We start from the raw sequence: 15681 nt of genomic DNA, 5'->3' as shown, positions 1-15681 counted from the left end.
TCCGAAAGGCACACTCATGAGCACGCAGAACTTCAACCTCCCGGATGTCGGGGAAGGGCTGACCGAGGCGGAGATCGTGGCCTGGAAGGTCGCGCCCGGTGACAGCGTGGCCATCAATGACGTGATCTGTGAGATCGAGACGGCCAAGTCGCTCGTCGAGCTCCCGTCGCCGCACGCCGGCATCGTCGGGGAGCTGCTCGCACCCGAGGGTGCCACGGTGGAGGTCGGGGCGCCGATCATCACTTTCACCACCGCCGACGCTTCCGCGGAACCCGCCGTCGCAGTGGTTCCCGCGCCGGAGGAGGGCGGCGGCTCGGTGCTCGTCGGTTACGGCACCGGTGGTGGCGCGACCTCTCGGCGCAAGCGCCCGGCTGAGCGTGCCGTGCGTTCGTCGGTCGGCGTCATCGCCAAGCCGCCGATCCGCAAGCTCGCCCGGGACCTCGACGTCGACCTCACGGTCGTGACGCCCACCGGCGCCGACGGCGAGGTCACCCGTGACGATGTCGTCAAGCACGCGTCGCAGGCGAGCGTGTTCCGCAACATCGAGACCCCCGCCTGGGGCGAGGTGCGCGAAGAGACCGTGCCTGCGCCGCAGAACGCACCTGCGGGGCTGGCCCGGGGACTGACTCCCTCGGCGGCAGCCTCCGATGACGACGGACGCACGGAGTCGATCCCCGTCAAGGGTGTGCGCAAGGCGACCTCCTCGGCGATGGTGCAGAGCGCCTACTCCGCACCGCACGTGACGGTCTGGAAGGAGATCGACGCGAGCCGCACCATGGAGCTGGTGAAGCGGCTGAAGGCTTCTCCGGACTACGCTGAGATCCGCGTCTCACCGCTGCTCATCATGGCGCGAGCCGTGATCTGGGCGGCGCGACGCACCCCGATGGTCAACGCCGCGTGGGTGGAGACCGAGAACGGCGCCGAGATCTCCGTGCGTCACTACGTGAACCTCGGCATCGCCGCGGCGACGCCTCGCGGGCTGCTGGTCCCGAACATCAAGGACGCGCAGGATCTCGGCATGAAGGACCTCGCACGGGCGCTCAACCGCCTCACGCTCACCGCCCGCGAGGGCAAGACGTCACCCGCCGATCAGCAGGGCGGCACGATCACCATCACCAACATCGGCGTGTTCGGGATGGATGCCGGCACCCCGATCATCAACCCCGGCGAGGCCGGGATAGTGGCCATGGGGACGATCAGTCAGAAGCCGTGGGTCGTCGACGGCGAGGTGCGCCCGCGCTGGGTGACCACGGTCGCCGGTTCCTTCGACCACCGCGTGATCGACGGCGACGGCATGAGCCGGTTCATCGCCGACGTGGCATCCGTGCTGGAGGAGCCCGCGCTGCTCGTCGACTGATCTACCGCGGTCAGCTCCCCCGGCCTCAGGCAAACGACGTCTACGCCGGCAACCGCAACCGCCGCTGGGCGAGCAGGGGTACGGCCCGCTCCTGCGCCGCACGCCGTGCCGTCACCACGGCACCCACCGACACGACTTCCGCACCGAGCGTCGAGGCCAGCAGCTCCGGCGCCGGCAGATGCAGTTCGCCGGGCACGAGCCGTCGGGCCGCGTCGAGCACGGGTTCGATGCTCTCGGCGACCGCCCCGCATACGATCACGCGCGAAGGGTCGTACATGCTGCCGAGCACACCGACCACGCGGGCGAGCGTGCCACCGACGCGCGACGCGACCAGCAGCGCGTCCGCGTCGCCGGATGCCGCGAGCATCAGCACCGTGCGAGGGGCGACCCGACCGTCTGAGACGAGCCGACCGATCGCCCCGTCGCGCTCGACCTCTCCGCTTTCCACCACCGCGACCGCCTCGTCCTGAAGCGCGTACTTCAGTCCGACGGCCGAGCCGACGCCGATGATGTGGTCGAAGACGACGCCCTCGCCGACGCCGCCGTGCGCACCGTGCAGCACATGTCCGTCGACCACGACCCCGCCACCGAAGCGTTCACTCGCGAGCAGGGCGACGTAGTCACGGCATCCGACCGCGGCACCCACCGCGCCCTCGGCGACCGCGGCCAGCTGCGCGTCGTTCTTGATCTCGACGACCGGTGCCCAGTCGCGGAGGGCGGCCGCGAGCCCCGGGTTGGTGCGCTCCCAGAAGCCGTCCGGATGAGGTGGCGAGATGCCGTCGCGGTTCGCCGGTGCCGCGACGCCGACGCAGAGGGCGAGCACGCGATCTCGCGATACTCCGGTCTCGGCGAGAGCTTCCGAGAGCCGGTCCAGGCTCGTCTGCCGACGTTCGGTCGCGGACTGCGTCGGGTCGAGCTCGGCGCGATGGTGCACCAGCGTCGTCTCGAGGGGGTCGGCGACGGTGACGGCGAGGTGGGTGTCGCCGGCATCCACGCCGATGACGACCCCGAGGTCGGGGGAGAGGGCGAAGCGCCGTGCGGGCCGACCGGAGCGGTAGCTGCCCACGGCGCGGGCGTTCGGGAGCTCACGGAGCACGTCGGCGCTGAGCAGGGTGTCGATCGCATCGATGGCGGTGGAGCGGGTCAGCGAGGTGCTCGCCATCACCTCGGTGGCGGTGAACTCGCCCGCCGCCCAGGCGAAATCGAGCACGGCGCCGACGCTGGCGCGTCCGGTGCCGAGATCGGCGGATACTTCTGCCACGGCCCTTGACCTCACTCTTCCTCAGATGAGAGAGTACCGTTCATCGGAGTAAATTCGCTGACTAGATTTAGTCTTCGGATCTACGGGATGAAAGGGACAACGGTGTCTGCGAGATCTTCACGACGGCGACGACTGGTCGCCGGAGCGACCGCGCTCGGCCTGCTCGGTACGGCGTTGGCAGGCTGCGCGGCGGGCGGCGGGCAGGAGACGATCCGCTTCACGTTCAACAAACGAGAAGCCATCGGGTTCATGAACGAACTGGTCGCCCAGTACAACTCGTCGCAGGACAAGGTGCGCGTCGAAATGGACACCTCGGGTCCCGACGTCATCTCCGCGAGCTTCGTGCGCGGCAATCCGCCGGACATCATGCTCGCGAACTACAACTACGAGATCGCGCGGTTCGTGCAGCGGTGCGGGCTCACCGACCTCTCCGAGACGGATGCCGCCGCCAGCATCCGCGAAGACCTCGGACCCTTGATGGCGCAGTACGGCACCTGCGAAGGCCGGACCAGCGCCCTGCCGTACTCGGTGATGGGAGCATCCGTCATCTACAACGAGGAGATCTTCGCGGAGCAGGGCCTCGAGGTCCCGCAGACGTGGGACGAGTTGATCGCCGTGTGCGACCAGCTCAAGGAGGCGGGCATCGACCCGTTCTACGGCACCTTCAAAGACGACTGGACGGTCGCTCAGGGCTGGTACGACTACACGATCGGCGGCTCGCTCGACGTGCTCGAGTTCTTCGATCAGCTCGCGGCCGAAGGCAGCGAGGTCGGTTCCGGCTCGGACGTGTCGTTCGAGCAGGACTTCGCCGAGCCGATGGACAAGATGATGCAGCTCGCGACCGAATACACGAACGAGGATGCCGAGAGCCGCGGCTACGGTGACGGAAACCTCGCCTTCGCCAAGGGCGAGGCGGCGATGTATCTGCAGGGACCCTGGGCCTTCAGCGAGATCGCGAAGACGTCACCCGACCTGGAATTGGGTACGTTCCCGCTGCCGATGACCGATGATCCGGCCGACCTGGCCGTGCGCGTCAACACGGACCTCGGCGCGATGATCCCCGAGGAGTCCCGGCACCAGGAGGCGGCGCGCGACTTCCTCGAGTTCCTGTATCTGCCCGAGAACATCGAGGCATACAACGCCTCGCAGCTCGGCTTCACCCCGACGAAGGATGCTCCGCCGCCGGACGATCCTCGAATCGAGGGCATGATCGCCTACTACGAGGACGGTCGTGTCTATCAGGGCCCCTCGGTGCTCGTGCCCCGGACGCTGCCGGTCTTCAACTACTCGCAGGCGATGGTTCTCGGTGCCGACCCGAAGAGCATGCTGCGCACGATGGATGCCGACTGGGCACGTATCGCGTTCCGAGCCCCGATCCCCTCCAGCGACGAAACAGGCGAGAGTTCCGCATCCGGCGAGACAGAGGAGTCCGCACGATGAGCACCGGCACCGCCACGAAGGCGGCCAACACCAGCACCACGACGATCCTCACCGGGCAGGATCGCAAGATCCGACGGCATACGCGCCGCGTGGAACCGATCTACTACCTGTTCCTCGTGCCGACGCTCGTGATCTTCACTCTCGCGATCACGCTCCCCGCCGTCATGGGCATCTTCTTCAGCTTCACCGACTCGATCGGCATCGGCGAGTGGAGCTTCAACGGCGTCACCAACTACATCGCGATGTTCAGCGATCCGGCCATCCTGCAGAGCTACCTGTTCACGTTCGGGTTCTCCATCGCGACGGTCATCGTCGTCAACGTCATCGCCTTCATGCTCGCGGTCGGGCTCACCTCCCGTATCCGCTTCAAGACCGGGCTCCGCACGATCTTCGTGATCCCGATGGTGATCTCCGGCATCATCATCGCCTACGTCTTCAACTTCCTGTTCTCGAACTCGATCCCCGCGGCCGGCGCAGCCACCGGTATCCCATGGCTGGAGACGAGCCTGCTCGCCAACCCCGACCTCGCCTGGGTCGCGATCGTCATCGTCACCGCCTGGCAGGCGGTTCCCGGCACGCTCCTCATCTACATCGCCGGGCTTCTCTCGGTGCCGGGTGAGGTGTACGAGGCGGCGAGCATCGACGGCGCCGGCAAGGTGCAGCAACTCACCCGCATCACGATCCCGTTGGTGGCCGGCTACGTCGTGATCAACGTGATCCTCGGCTTCAAGGGCTTCCTGAACGCGTACGACATCATCGTCGGCCTCACCAACGGCGGCCCGGGCACCGCCACGCGCAGCGTCGCGATGACGATCATCGCCGGCTTCAACGCCGGTGACTACGCCTACCAGATGGCGAACGCGACGATCTTCTTCATCGTCGCCGTGCTCATCTCGCTCCTGCAACTCTCGATGACTCGCGGAAGGAGCGCACTCTGATGTCCGCGACCGAGACGATCACCACCGCCCACACGAAGGGCCGGAAGCCGCGCACCCGCATGGAGCGGGTCAACTGGTCGGGCACGATCATCCTGATCCTGTGCGCCGTCACCGTGCTGCTGCCGCTGTACGTCACCATCTCGATGGCCTTCAAGACGACCGAGCAGGCCGTCGACGGCAACGCCTTCTCCCTCCCTGCGCCGTTCAGCATCGACGGCTTCGTCGAGGCCTGGAATCTGACGAAGTTCCCCGTGGGCGCCGCGATCTCGTTCTTCGTCACCGCCGGCACCGTGGTCGCGACGATCGTGCTGGCGGCCTTCGCCTCGTACGCGATCGTGCGCAACTGGGACCGCCGGTTCTTCCGCTATTCGTTCTTCTACCTGCTCGCGGCGATGTTCATCCCCTTCCCGGTGGTCGCCCTGCCGCAGATCCAGCTCACCGGTCGCGTCGGGCTCGACAACCCCATGGGGGTGATCATCCTCGCGACCATGTTCCAGCTCAGCTTCAGCGTGCTGCTGTTCACCGCCTTCCTCCGTTCGATCCCGATCGAGCTCGAGGAGAGTGCGCGGATCGACGGAGCCACCACCTGGCAGACGTTCTGGCAGCTGATCTTCCCGCTGCTCGCCCCGATGAGCGCGACCGTGGGCATCTTCGCTTTCCTCTACGCCTGGAACGACTTCATGATGCCGTCGCTGATCATCTCCGATCCGGCGCTGCAGACGCTGCCGGTGCGGCAGAACCTGTTCCAGAGTCAGTTCGCCAACAACTACAACATCTCATTCGCCTCGTACCTCATGGCGATGGCGCCCGCGATCCTGGCGTACCTGTTCACGCAGCGGTTCGTCATGGAAGGCGTCACGCAGGGCGCCGTCAAGGGCTGACGCACTGCCCGCACGACCACCGCAGAAAAAGCAAGAAAGAAGGAGTTCTTCTCTATGACCGACGCGCTTCTCGTCGAGACCCGCACGACCGACGCCGCCGCCTGGTGGAGACAGGCCGCCGTCTATCAGATCTATCCGCGGAGCTTCGCCGACGCGAACGGCGACGGTCTGGGTGACATCCCCGGCATCGTCTCGCGCGCCGACTATCTCGCCGACCTCGGCATCGACGCGGTGTGGCTCAGCCCGTTCTACCCCTCGGCGCTCGCCGACGGCGGATACGACGTCGCCGACTACCGCGACATCGACCCGCGTCTGGGCACGCTCGGCGACTTCGACGCCATGGTCGAGGCGCTGCACGCGCGCGGCATCCGCGTCATCGTCGACATCGTCCCGAACCACAGCTCCGATCTGCATGAATGGTTCCAGGAGGCGCTCGCCGCCGGGCGCGGTTCCGCGGCGCGTGACCGTTACATCTTCCGCGAGGGGAAGGGGCCGGACGGCTCGGAGCCGCCCACGGACTGGGGCGCGGCGTTCGGCGGCAGCGCCTGGCAGCGCGTCGAGGACGGGCAGTGGTACCTGCACAGCTTCGCCGTGGAGCAGCCCGACCTGAACTGGGACCACCCGGAGGTGCGCGAAGACTTCCTCAAGACGCTGCGCTTCTGGTCCGACCGCGGTGTCGACGGGTTCCGCATCGACGTCGCGCACATGCTCACCAAAGATCTGACGGAACCGCTGCCCAGCCAAGTGGAACTCGACGCGATGGATCGCACCTCGGGTCGACACCCGCTTCTCGATCGCGACGAAGTGCACGAGATCTACGCGGAGTGGCGCGCGGTGTTCAACGAGTACGACCCGCCGCGCACCGCCGTCGCGGAAGCCTGGGTCGACACCCCGGAGCGTCGTGCGAAGTACGCCTCTGCCGACGGGCTCGGGCAGGCGTTCAACTTCGATCTGCTGGTCGCCGAGTTCGATGCCGGACAGTTCCGGCGCATCATCGCGGACAACCTCGGGCAGGCCGAGGCCACCGGGTCGTCGACGACGTGGGTGCTGTCCAATCACGATGTCACGCGTCACCCCACCCGGTACGGCTTGCCCCCGCTCGACGGTCGGCCGGTCAAGCAGGGCACCGAATGGGTCGCCGCGGGTGGCCCGGCCGAGGCGTTGGACCGCGACAGAGGACTCCGCCGGGCGCACGCCGCCACCCTGATGCTGCTCGGGCTCCCCGGCAGCACGTACCTCTACCAGGGGGAGGAGCTCGGCCTGCACGAGGTCGCGCAGATCACGCCCGAGCAGCGCCAGGACCCGGCGTTCCTGCGCGAGGGCGCTTTCGACGGTCTCGGGCGCGACGGATGCCGCGTGCCACTGCCGTGGACGGCATCCGGTTCGTCCTTCGGCTTCGGGTCGGCTGACGCCCACCTTCCGCAGCCGGCGTGGTTCGCGGACTACGCGGTCGATGTCCAGGAAAGCGATCCCACGTCGACCCTGTCGCTGTACCGCGAGGCTCTGCGACTTCGTCATCTGCTGCAGACCGACGAGCGCATGGAGTGGATCGAGTCGGGACGCGACGACGTGCTGCACTTCGCTCGCCCGAACGGCTGGCAGGTGGTGACGAACTTCGGGTCGGAGCCGTTCGACCTCGGCGCAGCCGCATCGGACGTGGTGCTCGGAGCTGTCGTCGACGGCGCCGTACCCGGGGAGAGTACCGTCTGGATCGCTCCGGCAGGCGTCCTGGCCTGAGTTTCGACACACCTGTCGGGACTTCGCACAGATGTCGGGCGTGAGCACGTGCACGCGCCCGACATCTGTGCCCAAGGCCGACATCTGTCGCCGGGCTCGACGATTTGATAATGGTTCTCATTAGCGCGTAGGGTGGGAACATGAAGAAGTTCGTCCCTGCCCTCGCCCTCACGTCCGCTGCTGCGCTGATGCTCGCCGGCTGCGCGACCACTCCTGAGGCGAACGGTGCAGGCGACGACACGATCACCGTCGTGGCGAGCACGAACGTGTACGGCTCGATCGCGGAGCAGATCGGCGGTGACCGCGTCGAGGTCACCTCGATCATCACCTCGGCGACGCAGGACCCGCACTCCTACGAGGCCAGCGCGCGCGATCGCCTCACCGTGCAGGAGGCCGACCTCGTGATCGAGAACGGCGGCGGATACGACAGCTTCATCGAGGCACTGCTCGAAGGCTCGGATGCCGCGGTGCTCACCGCAGTCGAGTTCTCGCACGATTTCCCCGGCAACGAAGGTCACGAAGAAGACGCCCACGCCGAAGAAGAGGGCCACGACCACGCTGAGGAAGAAGCGCACGCTGAGGAAGAAGCGCACGCTGACGAAGAGGGTCACGAGGGCCACGACCACATCGAAGGCTTCAACGAGCACGTCTGGTTCGATCCGCGCACCATGATCCACGTCGTCGAGGACATCGCGGCTCACCTCGCCGAACTCGACCCCGAGGGCAAGGCTGACTTCACCGCCGCTGCCGACGAGATCATCGCCGACCTCGAAACGGCCGAAGCAGACCTCGAGACGCTCAAGACGGATGCTGCCGGCGCGAACGTCTTCATCACCGAGCCGCTTCCCGGCTACCTCGCCGAAGCCGCCGGTCTCACCGACGTCACGCCCGAGGGCTTCGCCGAGGCCGTGGAAGAAGGCAGCGATGTCGCACCCGCCGTCCTCCTCGAAGCGCTCCAGGTCATCGAAGGCGGCGACGTGAGCGCACTGCTCACCAACGCGCAGACCGGCGGTGCCGAGACGGACCGCGTCGAGACGGCCGCCGAAGACGCCGGCATCCCCGTCGTCGCCTTCACCGAGCTGCTCGAGGACGGATCGTCGTACTCTGAGTGGATGAGTGACGCGATTCAGAGCCTCGCCGCCGCCGTCCAGCAGTGAGCGCGCCCGCCCCGGTCCTCGAGATCTCGGGCGCTGCGCTGCAGCACGGTCGCCGGGAACTCTGGTCAGGGCTCGACCTGACGGTTCAGCCCGGCGAGTTCATCGCCGTGCTCGGGCCGTCCGGCTCGGGCAAGACGACTCTGCTGCGCAGCATCCTGGGTCTTCAGCCCCTGTCGTCGGGCACCATCCAGGTCGCCGGCGCCCCGGTGCACCGCGGCAACCCGCGCATCGGTTACATCCCGCAGCAGCGCTCGCTCGCACCCGACACGAGCATGCGAGCACGCGACCTCGTCGCGCTGGGGGTGCAGGGGAGCCGATTCGGATTTCCCATCCCGCACCGCGGAGACCGGGCCAAAGTCGATCGGCTGCTCGCGTCCGTCGGCGCCTCGCACTACGCAGACCGCCGGGTCGGGCTGCTCTCCGGTGGTGAACAGCAGCGGCTGCGCGTCGGACAGGCGCTCGCGGATGAGCCGTCGCTGCTTCTGTGCGACGAGCCGCTCTCGAACCTCGACCTCGCGAATCAGCTCGGCGTCACCGACATCATCGACCGCCAGCGTCGCGAGCGCGGCGCCGCGGTGCTCTTCGTCACGCATGACATCAATCCGATCCTGAACCGCGTCGACCGCATCCTCTACATCGCCGGCGGACGCTTCGTGCTCGGCACCCCCGAAGAGGTTCTGCAGACCCGGGTGCTGACCGACCTGTACGGGACGCCGGTGTTCGTGCTCCGAGCGGGAGACCGCCTGGTAGTGGTCGGCGTTCCGGATGCCGAGCCCCATCACCTGCACGACGACGAGCACGGTCACGATCACGGGAGCGCCGCATGATCGCGCGGGCCGGGATGGTCCCGATGGTGGACTGGAACGACGTCTTCTCCTTTCAGGACTACGGCGATCTCGTCGCTCTGCTCTCGAACTCGATCATCGCGGGCGCGGTGCTCGGCATCGTCGGAGGCCTGATCGGCGTCTTCGTCATGCAGCGCGACCTCGCATTCGCAGTGCACGGTGTGAGCGAACTCTCCTTCGCCGGAGCGGCAGCGGCACTCCTCTTCGGCGGCAGCGTCGTCGTCGGCTCACTCGGCGGAGCGCTGGTGGCCGCGATCCTCATCGGCATCCTCGGTGCGAAAGCACGCGACCGCAACTCGATCGTCGGGGTGCTGATGCCGTTCGGCCTCGGGCTCGGCATCCTCTTCCTGTCGCTCTACGACGGGCGCAGCGCCAACCGCTTCAGCTTGCTGACCGGCCAGATCGTGTCGGTGTCGAGCCCCGACCTCGGCTGGCTGGTGGGCATCAGCCTCGTCGTGCTGCTGGGGCTGCTGCTGATCTGGAACCCGTTGCGGTTCGACTCGCTCGACCCGGAATCGGCCGCCGCTCGAGGTGTGCCCACGCGCGCCGTGAGTCTGATGTTCATGGTGCTGCTCGGACTCATCGTCGCCGTCAGCGTGCACATCATCGGGGCGCTCCTGGTGATGGCGTTGCTGGTCACCCCGGCGGCTGCGGCGATGCGGGTGTCGGCGGGGCCCGTGGCCGTGCCGCTGCTCTCGGCTCTGTTCGGATTCGTGTCTGCGGTCGGTGGCATCCTCCTCGCACTCGCGGGAACGCTGCCGGTGAGCCCGTACATCACGACCCTGTCGTTCACGATCTACGTCGTCTGCTGGATCGTGCAGAAGGTGCGAGCGCGTGTGCGGCGGGTGGTCGGGCAGGCGGCGGCGGTCCAGAACTGAGCGGTGGCGAACCGCGTCGCTGGGTTCGTGCGCTCCACGGCTGGACCGTGTCGCCGTCGCCGTCATCGTCTCTCTCGCAGAGCTGCCGTGGTTGGACGCGCGTGGTGACGCTCGCATATCCGGAGCGCCCGACCGAACTACCCAGCAGTATCGTTTCTGAACGCTCAAGAGCTGTCATCGCGCGCTATCGTCTTCGCCGCGCGCACGCAGCGCCACACACAATGGACAATCCCGCCAGAATCCATGCAGGTACACCGGCGCTCGCGAGGCACTTGGCAATAGGCCAGACGGCTTGCTTTGGAGCTCGCACCTCGTACCCAGCCCGTTACAACCCCCGCGGTTTAGACTCGACGCATGGCTCAGCGGAACACCTGGCAGCGAGAACGCGTGCGCGAAGCACTCGCCGACGCGCGCGGTTTCGTGAGCGCGCAGAACCTCCACGCCTCTCTGCGTGAGGACAACACCGGCATCGGCCTCGCCACCGTGTACCGCGCCCTGTCCGGGCTTGCCGCCTCCGGAGACGCCGACTCGCTGCAGAGCCCCGAGGGCGAGGCGCTCTACCGCGCCTGCACGACTCAGGGGCACCATCACCACCTCATCTGCCGGTCGTGCGGACTGACCGTCGAGATCGAAGCGAAAGACGTCGAGCAGTGGGCGCACCGCACCGCGGCTCTGCACGGGTTCAGCGATGCCGCCCACGTGGTCGACATCTTCGGTCTCTGCACCCCCTGCACCAAGAGGCGCGACGCTGAGCGGGCAGCGAACGCGTGAGCTTCTCGGCAGGTACGGCGTCCCGTCCAGGCCAGCGCCACACGCATGGTCCGACCCGATCGCCCCGCTCCGCATGGGTGGGCGTCGGTCTCGGCGTCGCCCTCATCGCGGCGCTCTTCCTCGTCGACCTGTTCCTGCCGACGCTGTTCCCGGCATCGCTGCCGACCCGCGCCCAGGACGGTCTGACCCTCGCGCTCAGCGTGCTCATCGAGGCGCTGCCGTTCGTCATCCTCGGCGTCCTGCTGTCGATCGTCGTACAGGTGTGGTTGCCGGCCGACGTCATCCACCGCTGGCTGCCGCAGCGTGCGTGGGCGCGTCGAGCCGTCCTGTCGCTCCTCGGGATGCTGATCCCGGTGTGCGAATGCGGGAACGTGCCGTTCGCCCGAGGGCTCATGATGCGCGGGCTGGCTCCCGCCGAAGCGCTGACCTTCCTGATCGCGGCTCCGATCGTCAACCCGATCGTCATCCTCACCACGCATGCGGCGTTCGGGTGGGATGGCGGCATCCTCGTGGCACGGCTGGTCGGCGGTTACCTGATCGCCAACCTCATCGGCTGGATCTACAGCCGCCACCCGTCGCCCGATTCGCTCCTCACCCAGCGATTCATCGACACCTGCGACCACGTGGCCCACGAGCCCGGGACGCCGGTGCGCCGCAGCCTCACGCAGTTCCTCGTGGAGCTGCGCGCCGTGATGCCGGCGCTGGTCATCGGCTCGGCGCTCGCCGGGGCGGTGCAGGTGCTGATCCCGCGTGACATGCTGCTGGCCATCGGGTCGAACCCCGTGCTGTCGATCGTCGCGATGATGGCCCTGGCCATGACGGTCGCGATCTGCTCCAACGTCGACGCGTTCTTCGCCCTGTCGTTCGCGTCGACCTTCTCGTCCGGAGCCCTGGTCGCGTTCCTGCTGGTCGGGCCGCTCGTCGACATCAAGATGCTCGCGCTCATGCGCACCACTTTCACGGCACGGACCCTCGCAGGCATCGTGGGCGTCGTGCTGGCATCCGCCTTCGCGATCGGGATCGGGGTGAACGTCTTTGTCTGACGTGCTTTCTCCCCGAACTCGCGCGCTCGGCAACCGCTGGCTCGGAGTCGGCCTCGCCGCCGTCATCGCCGTCGTGACCCTCAGCCTCGGCATCACGGGGCAGCTGAATCTCTACATCAGCCCGGAGACCGTGTGGTTCGCCTGCGCCGCAGCCGTGGTCACGCTCGTCGGTGCGATCTGGTCCTGCACCCTGCCGCTCGGGGCCGAGGGCGATCATGGGCACGACCACGGGCACGTTGCGGGTGCCGCGGCTGAGTCGGTTGCCGCGGATTCCTCAGATGACTCGACCGCCTCCCCGCGGCGCACGCTCGCCGTGGTCGGTGCTGTGGCGGGCGGTGTGGTCGCCAGCGGCGTCGTGGTCGCCGGCCTGGTGCTGCCGCCCGCGTCGCTTTCCGTCGAGCTCGCGGTGTCTCGTGCCGGCGAGGAGACCGCGTTGTTCGCGGGGTCCGACACCGTTGCTCTGGGCGTCGCGGACACGTCGACCTTCGGCGTCGGTGATTGGGCCAGCGTCTTCGCCACGGCGACCAACACCACCGCATACGACGGCGCCGAGGTCACCCTCACCGGCTTCGTGACGCCGGGCGAGTCGGACGACGAAGGCGTGAATCTCACGCGCCTGGTCATCACGCACTGTGTGATCGATGCGCAGACCGCTGCGTTGCCGGTCTCCGTCGATCCCGGCGACTACCCGACCGGTCAGTGGGTCGAGATCACCGGCACGGTTCGTGCGGATGCCGACGGCGAGCTCCACGTCGAACCGACGGACGTCGTCGCGATCGACGAGCCGAAGGACCCGTATGAGTACTGACGACGAGCGCGCTGACGCGCCCGCCGTTCCGGTTCCCCGCACGCGTGCGGAGGTGCGCGCCGCTCGTGAGGCGCAGGAGCGCGCGGACCGTGAGGCAGCCGCTGCCGCACCCGACCCGACCGCTGCCGCACCCGACCCGACCACGCCCGAGCCGGCCACGCCCGAGCCGACCACGCCGGAGCCGACCGCACCCGAGCCGACCACGCCCGAGCCGGCGCGGATATCGGGCGGAAGCACCGATGTCGGGCCCGCGGCCGACACGGCCTACGTCCCACCCGCCGCTGAACCAGCAGGCCCGGCGCCTGCCGACCCGGCGCCTGCCGACACGGCGCCCGCCGAGCCGACGCCAGTCGACCCGGCGCCTCGCAAACCCGGGCCGTCTCGACGATTCCTGCTCACGCTCGCGGCGGTGCTCGGCGTCCTGGTGCTGGTCGGCACGGGTCTCGGTGTCGTCAGCCTGCTGCAGGGGCCGCGGCTCTCCGAAGTGCAGGTCGACCCTGCGCAGGCGATCGAATCATCCGGAAGCCGGGTCATCCTCACCGCCAACCAGGCGCTGGACGACATCGCTGCCGAGCAGGTGACGGTGGAGCCGGCTGTGCCGTTCACGGTCGACGCATCCGGACGCGGGGTCGGCATCCGCTTCACCGTCCCGCTCGACGACTCGACGAAGTACACCGTGCGCGTCGCGGGTGTCGCCGGCGTCGGCGGCGGGCCGTCGACGGACCTGACCACGAGCTTCACCACTCCGGACTCGCAGATCTTCCTCCTGCGTCGGGACGCCGCCGAGGCGGACACGATCTTCCGCACGGACCTCAGCGGCGAGGAGGCGGTGCCCGTCTTCTCGGCCGACAAGATCAACGACTTCCGCGCGACGTCGAACGCGCTCGTCGTCGCGGTCGAGACGGATGACGGGTCGCGCCTCCTGGTGATGGACCGCGAAGGGAAGAACGAGCGCGAACTCGACCTCCCCGGTGATGGGTTCGTCAGCGCCATCCAGGTGTCCGACCGCGGCGGCTTCGTGGGCTACAACTACTCCGACCGCGAACTCAGCGACACCGAGGGTCGCGCGAGCGTCCTCGTCACCCAGTCACTCAGCGGCGAGGACGAACCGCAGGTGATCGAAGTATCGGGCGAGGAGGCGAGCGTCTTCGCCTGGCAGTTCGTGCCCGACAGCGCCGCCGTGCTGTTCATCGACTTCGACGGAGCGTTGTCGCTCCTCGACCGGACGGGTGACTCGGGGGTGCAGTCGCTGGGTCTGGCGGCCGCCATCCAGGGGATATCCCGGGGGACGTACACCGCGATCGTGGAACGCCTCGACGGGTCGATCATGGAACTCAACCTGGCCGACGGGTCGGAGGTGCCGCTCGAAGCATCCGATCCTGACTACGGTCCCGCCACCACGATCACACCCTTCCCCGGCGGCACCCTGCGCCACGTCGTCGCGAGGGATGACTCCGGGATCCCGATCGGGCAGGCTGTCATCCGCGTCGACGACGAGGGTGCCGCGACCCCGCTCGTCGAGGTGGGGGCGACGGACTCGATCCTTCAGGCCTGCGCCTCTCCGAGTGGGCAGTACGCCGCGGTGGTGATCGCGCCCGACATGGCCGGCAATCCGTACGACGGGATGCTGCTGCCGCTGCCGGAGACGGTCGAGACGCACCTGATCGACATGGACTCCGGCGAGGAGATCGTTCCCCTCACCGGATTCGACGCGTCCTGGTGCCAGACGGCCCCGCGATTCTGACATGAACCACACGGATGCTGCGCGGCGCGCGACCCGGGCCGATCTGAACCGGTCCGCCCTCGAGGTCGCACCGCGGCTCCTCGGGGCGGAGTTGCGGACGTTCGTGGTCGATCCCTCGGCGTCCGACGCCGACCGGGGGTTCGAGGTGAGGCTCCGCGTCACGGAGGTCGAGGCCTATCACGGGCAGGGGACGGGGGAGTTCGCCGACCCCGGCTCGCACGCGCGCATGGGCCCCACGGCACGCAACGCCACGATGTGGGGCGAGCCAGGGCATCTCTACGTGTACCTCAGCCACGGCATCCATTCGTGCGTCAACGTGGCCTGCGGCCCCGAGGGTCAAGGCGACGGCGTGCTGCTTCGCGCAGGCGAGGTCGTGTTCGGCACGGACGTCGCCGCCCGTCGCCGCGGTGCGCTGCTCCCACTCGGCCGTACGGCTCTGCGAGATCTCGCACGCGGACCGGGGCGACTGGGCCAGGCTGTGGGGCTCCGGCATTCTCTGCACGACGGAATCGACGCGATCACCGGTGAGGAGCGGGAGGGCGCACGCGCCGAACTCTGGCTCGCGCAACCGCGCGACGACATCGCGCGTGGCCCGCGCGTGGGGGTCGCGGGGATCGCCGGCACGGACGCGTTCCCGTGGCGCTTCTGGATCGATGGTGACCCGACGGTCTCGGTGTTCCGCTGGGGGCGCGGTGCCGCCGATGCTCAGGCTTCCGCTCGCCCAGATCCTTCTTCACTGGACTGATCTCGAGGGCACGCGCGCTGCGAGGGGCGGCTCCCACCGCGTGCTACACTGACTCTTTGTCTGCGCACACTCCTGT

At 68.3% G+C, this 15681-nt stretch carries 14 protein-coding genes; 13 read left to right on the top strand and 1 reads right to left on the bottom strand.

Annotation, left to right across the window (positions count from 1 at the left end):
* Positions 1-16 precede the first annotated feature (16 nt).
* A complete protein-coding gene (locus tag D7252_RS04295; protein ID WP_120776791.1) occupies positions 17-1357 on the top strand; it encodes a dihydrolipoamide acetyltransferase family protein in 1341 nt (446 codons plus the stop codon).
* Between the two features lie 40 nt (positions 1358-1397).
* On the opposite strand, the gene D7252_RS04290 is transcribed toward D7252_RS04295, so the two are convergent.
* Positions 1398-2618, bottom strand: coding sequence for an ROK family protein (locus D7252_RS04290; RefSeq protein ID WP_120774263.1), 1221 nt, complete (start codon positions 2616-2618; stop codon positions 1398-1400).
* Between the two features lie 102 nt (positions 2619-2720).
* On the opposite strand from D7252_RS04290, the gene D7252_RS04285 reads away from it, so the two are divergent.
* The 12 genes from D7252_RS04285 (at position 2721) to D7252_RS04225 (ending at position 15605) form a co-directional block, all read left to right on the top strand.
* A complete protein-coding gene (locus D7252_RS04285) occupies positions 2721-4058 on the top strand; it encodes an ABC transporter substrate-binding protein (RefSeq protein WP_259461042.1) in 1338 nt (445 codons plus the stop codon).
* Complete coding sequence (locus D7252_RS04280; RefSeq protein ID WP_251050601.1) at positions 4055-4996, top strand: carbohydrate ABC transporter permease; 942 nt, start codon at positions 4055-4057, stop codon at positions 4994-4996. The genes D7252_RS04285 and D7252_RS04280 overlap by 4 nt, the downstream gene beginning before the upstream one ends.
* Positions 4996-5877 (top strand): carbohydrate ABC transporter permease, encoded by an 882-nt coding sequence (locus D7252_RS04275; RefSeq protein ID WP_120774261.1) that lies wholly within the window; start codon positions 4996-4998, stop codon positions 5875-5877. Before D7252_RS04280 ends, D7252_RS04275 begins: the two co-directional genes overlap by 1 nt.
* Positions 5878-5931: 54 nt before the next feature.
* Complete coding sequence (locus D7252_RS04270) at positions 5932-7614, top strand: glycoside hydrolase family 13 protein (protein WP_120774260.1); 1683 nt, start codon at positions 5932-5934, stop codon at positions 7612-7614.
* Between the two features lie 140 nt (positions 7615-7754).
* Positions 7755-8771 (top strand): metal ABC transporter solute-binding protein, Zn/Mn family, encoded by a 1017-nt coding sequence (locus tag D7252_RS04265; protein WP_120774259.1) that lies wholly within the window; start codon positions 7755-7757, stop codon positions 8769-8771.
* Positions 8768-9598: a metal ABC transporter ATP-binding protein gene (locus D7252_RS04260; RefSeq protein ID WP_120774258.1), complete on the top strand. Its 831-nt coding sequence runs from the start codon at positions 8768-8770 to the stop codon at positions 9596-9598. The genes D7252_RS04265 and D7252_RS04260 overlap by 4 nt, the downstream gene beginning before the upstream one ends.
* Positions 9595-10494 carry a metal ABC transporter permease gene (locus tag D7252_RS04255; RefSeq protein WP_374225756.1) on the top strand — a complete coding sequence of 300 codons (900 nt, stop codon included), beginning with the start codon at positions 9595-9597 and terminating at the stop codon, positions 10492-10494. Before D7252_RS04260 ends, D7252_RS04255 begins: the two co-directional genes overlap by 4 nt.
* Positions 10495-10848: 354 nt before the next feature.
* Positions 10849-11265, top strand: a complete 417-nt coding sequence (locus D7252_RS04250; protein ID WP_120774257.1) for a Fur family transcriptional regulator — start codon at positions 10849-10851, stop codon at positions 11263-11265.
* Positions 11262-12308: a permease gene (locus D7252_RS04245; RefSeq protein ID WP_183055170.1), complete on the top strand. Its 1047-nt coding sequence runs from the start codon at positions 11262-11264 to the stop codon at positions 12306-12308. The genes D7252_RS04250 and D7252_RS04245 overlap by 4 nt, the downstream gene beginning before the upstream one ends.
* Before the next feature lies 1 nt (position 12309).
* Positions 12310-13116, top strand: coding sequence for a TIGR03943 family putative permease subunit (locus tag D7252_RS04240; RefSeq protein WP_308162436.1), 807 nt, complete (start codon positions 12310-12312; stop codon positions 13114-13116).
* Entirely contained in the window at positions 13106-14860 is a 1755-nt protein-coding gene (locus tag D7252_RS04230) for a hypothetical protein (RefSeq protein ID WP_251050600.1), read from the top strand. The genes D7252_RS04240 and D7252_RS04230 overlap by 11 nt, the downstream gene beginning before the upstream one ends.
* A gap of 1 nt (position 14861) precedes the next feature.
* Positions 14862-15605 carry a DNA-3-methyladenine glycosylase gene (locus tag D7252_RS04225; protein WP_120774254.1) on the top strand — a complete coding sequence of 248 codons (744 nt, stop codon included), beginning with the start codon at positions 14862-14864 and terminating at the stop codon, positions 15603-15605.
* Positions 15606-15681: the final 76 nt, after the last annotated feature.

The organism is Microbacterium sp. CGR2, assembly GCF_003626735.1.
Classification (GTDB): Bacteria; Actinomycetota; Actinomycetes; order Actinomycetales; family Microbacteriaceae; genus Microbacterium.
This window is presented reverse-complemented; position numbering and strand designations above follow the sequence as displayed.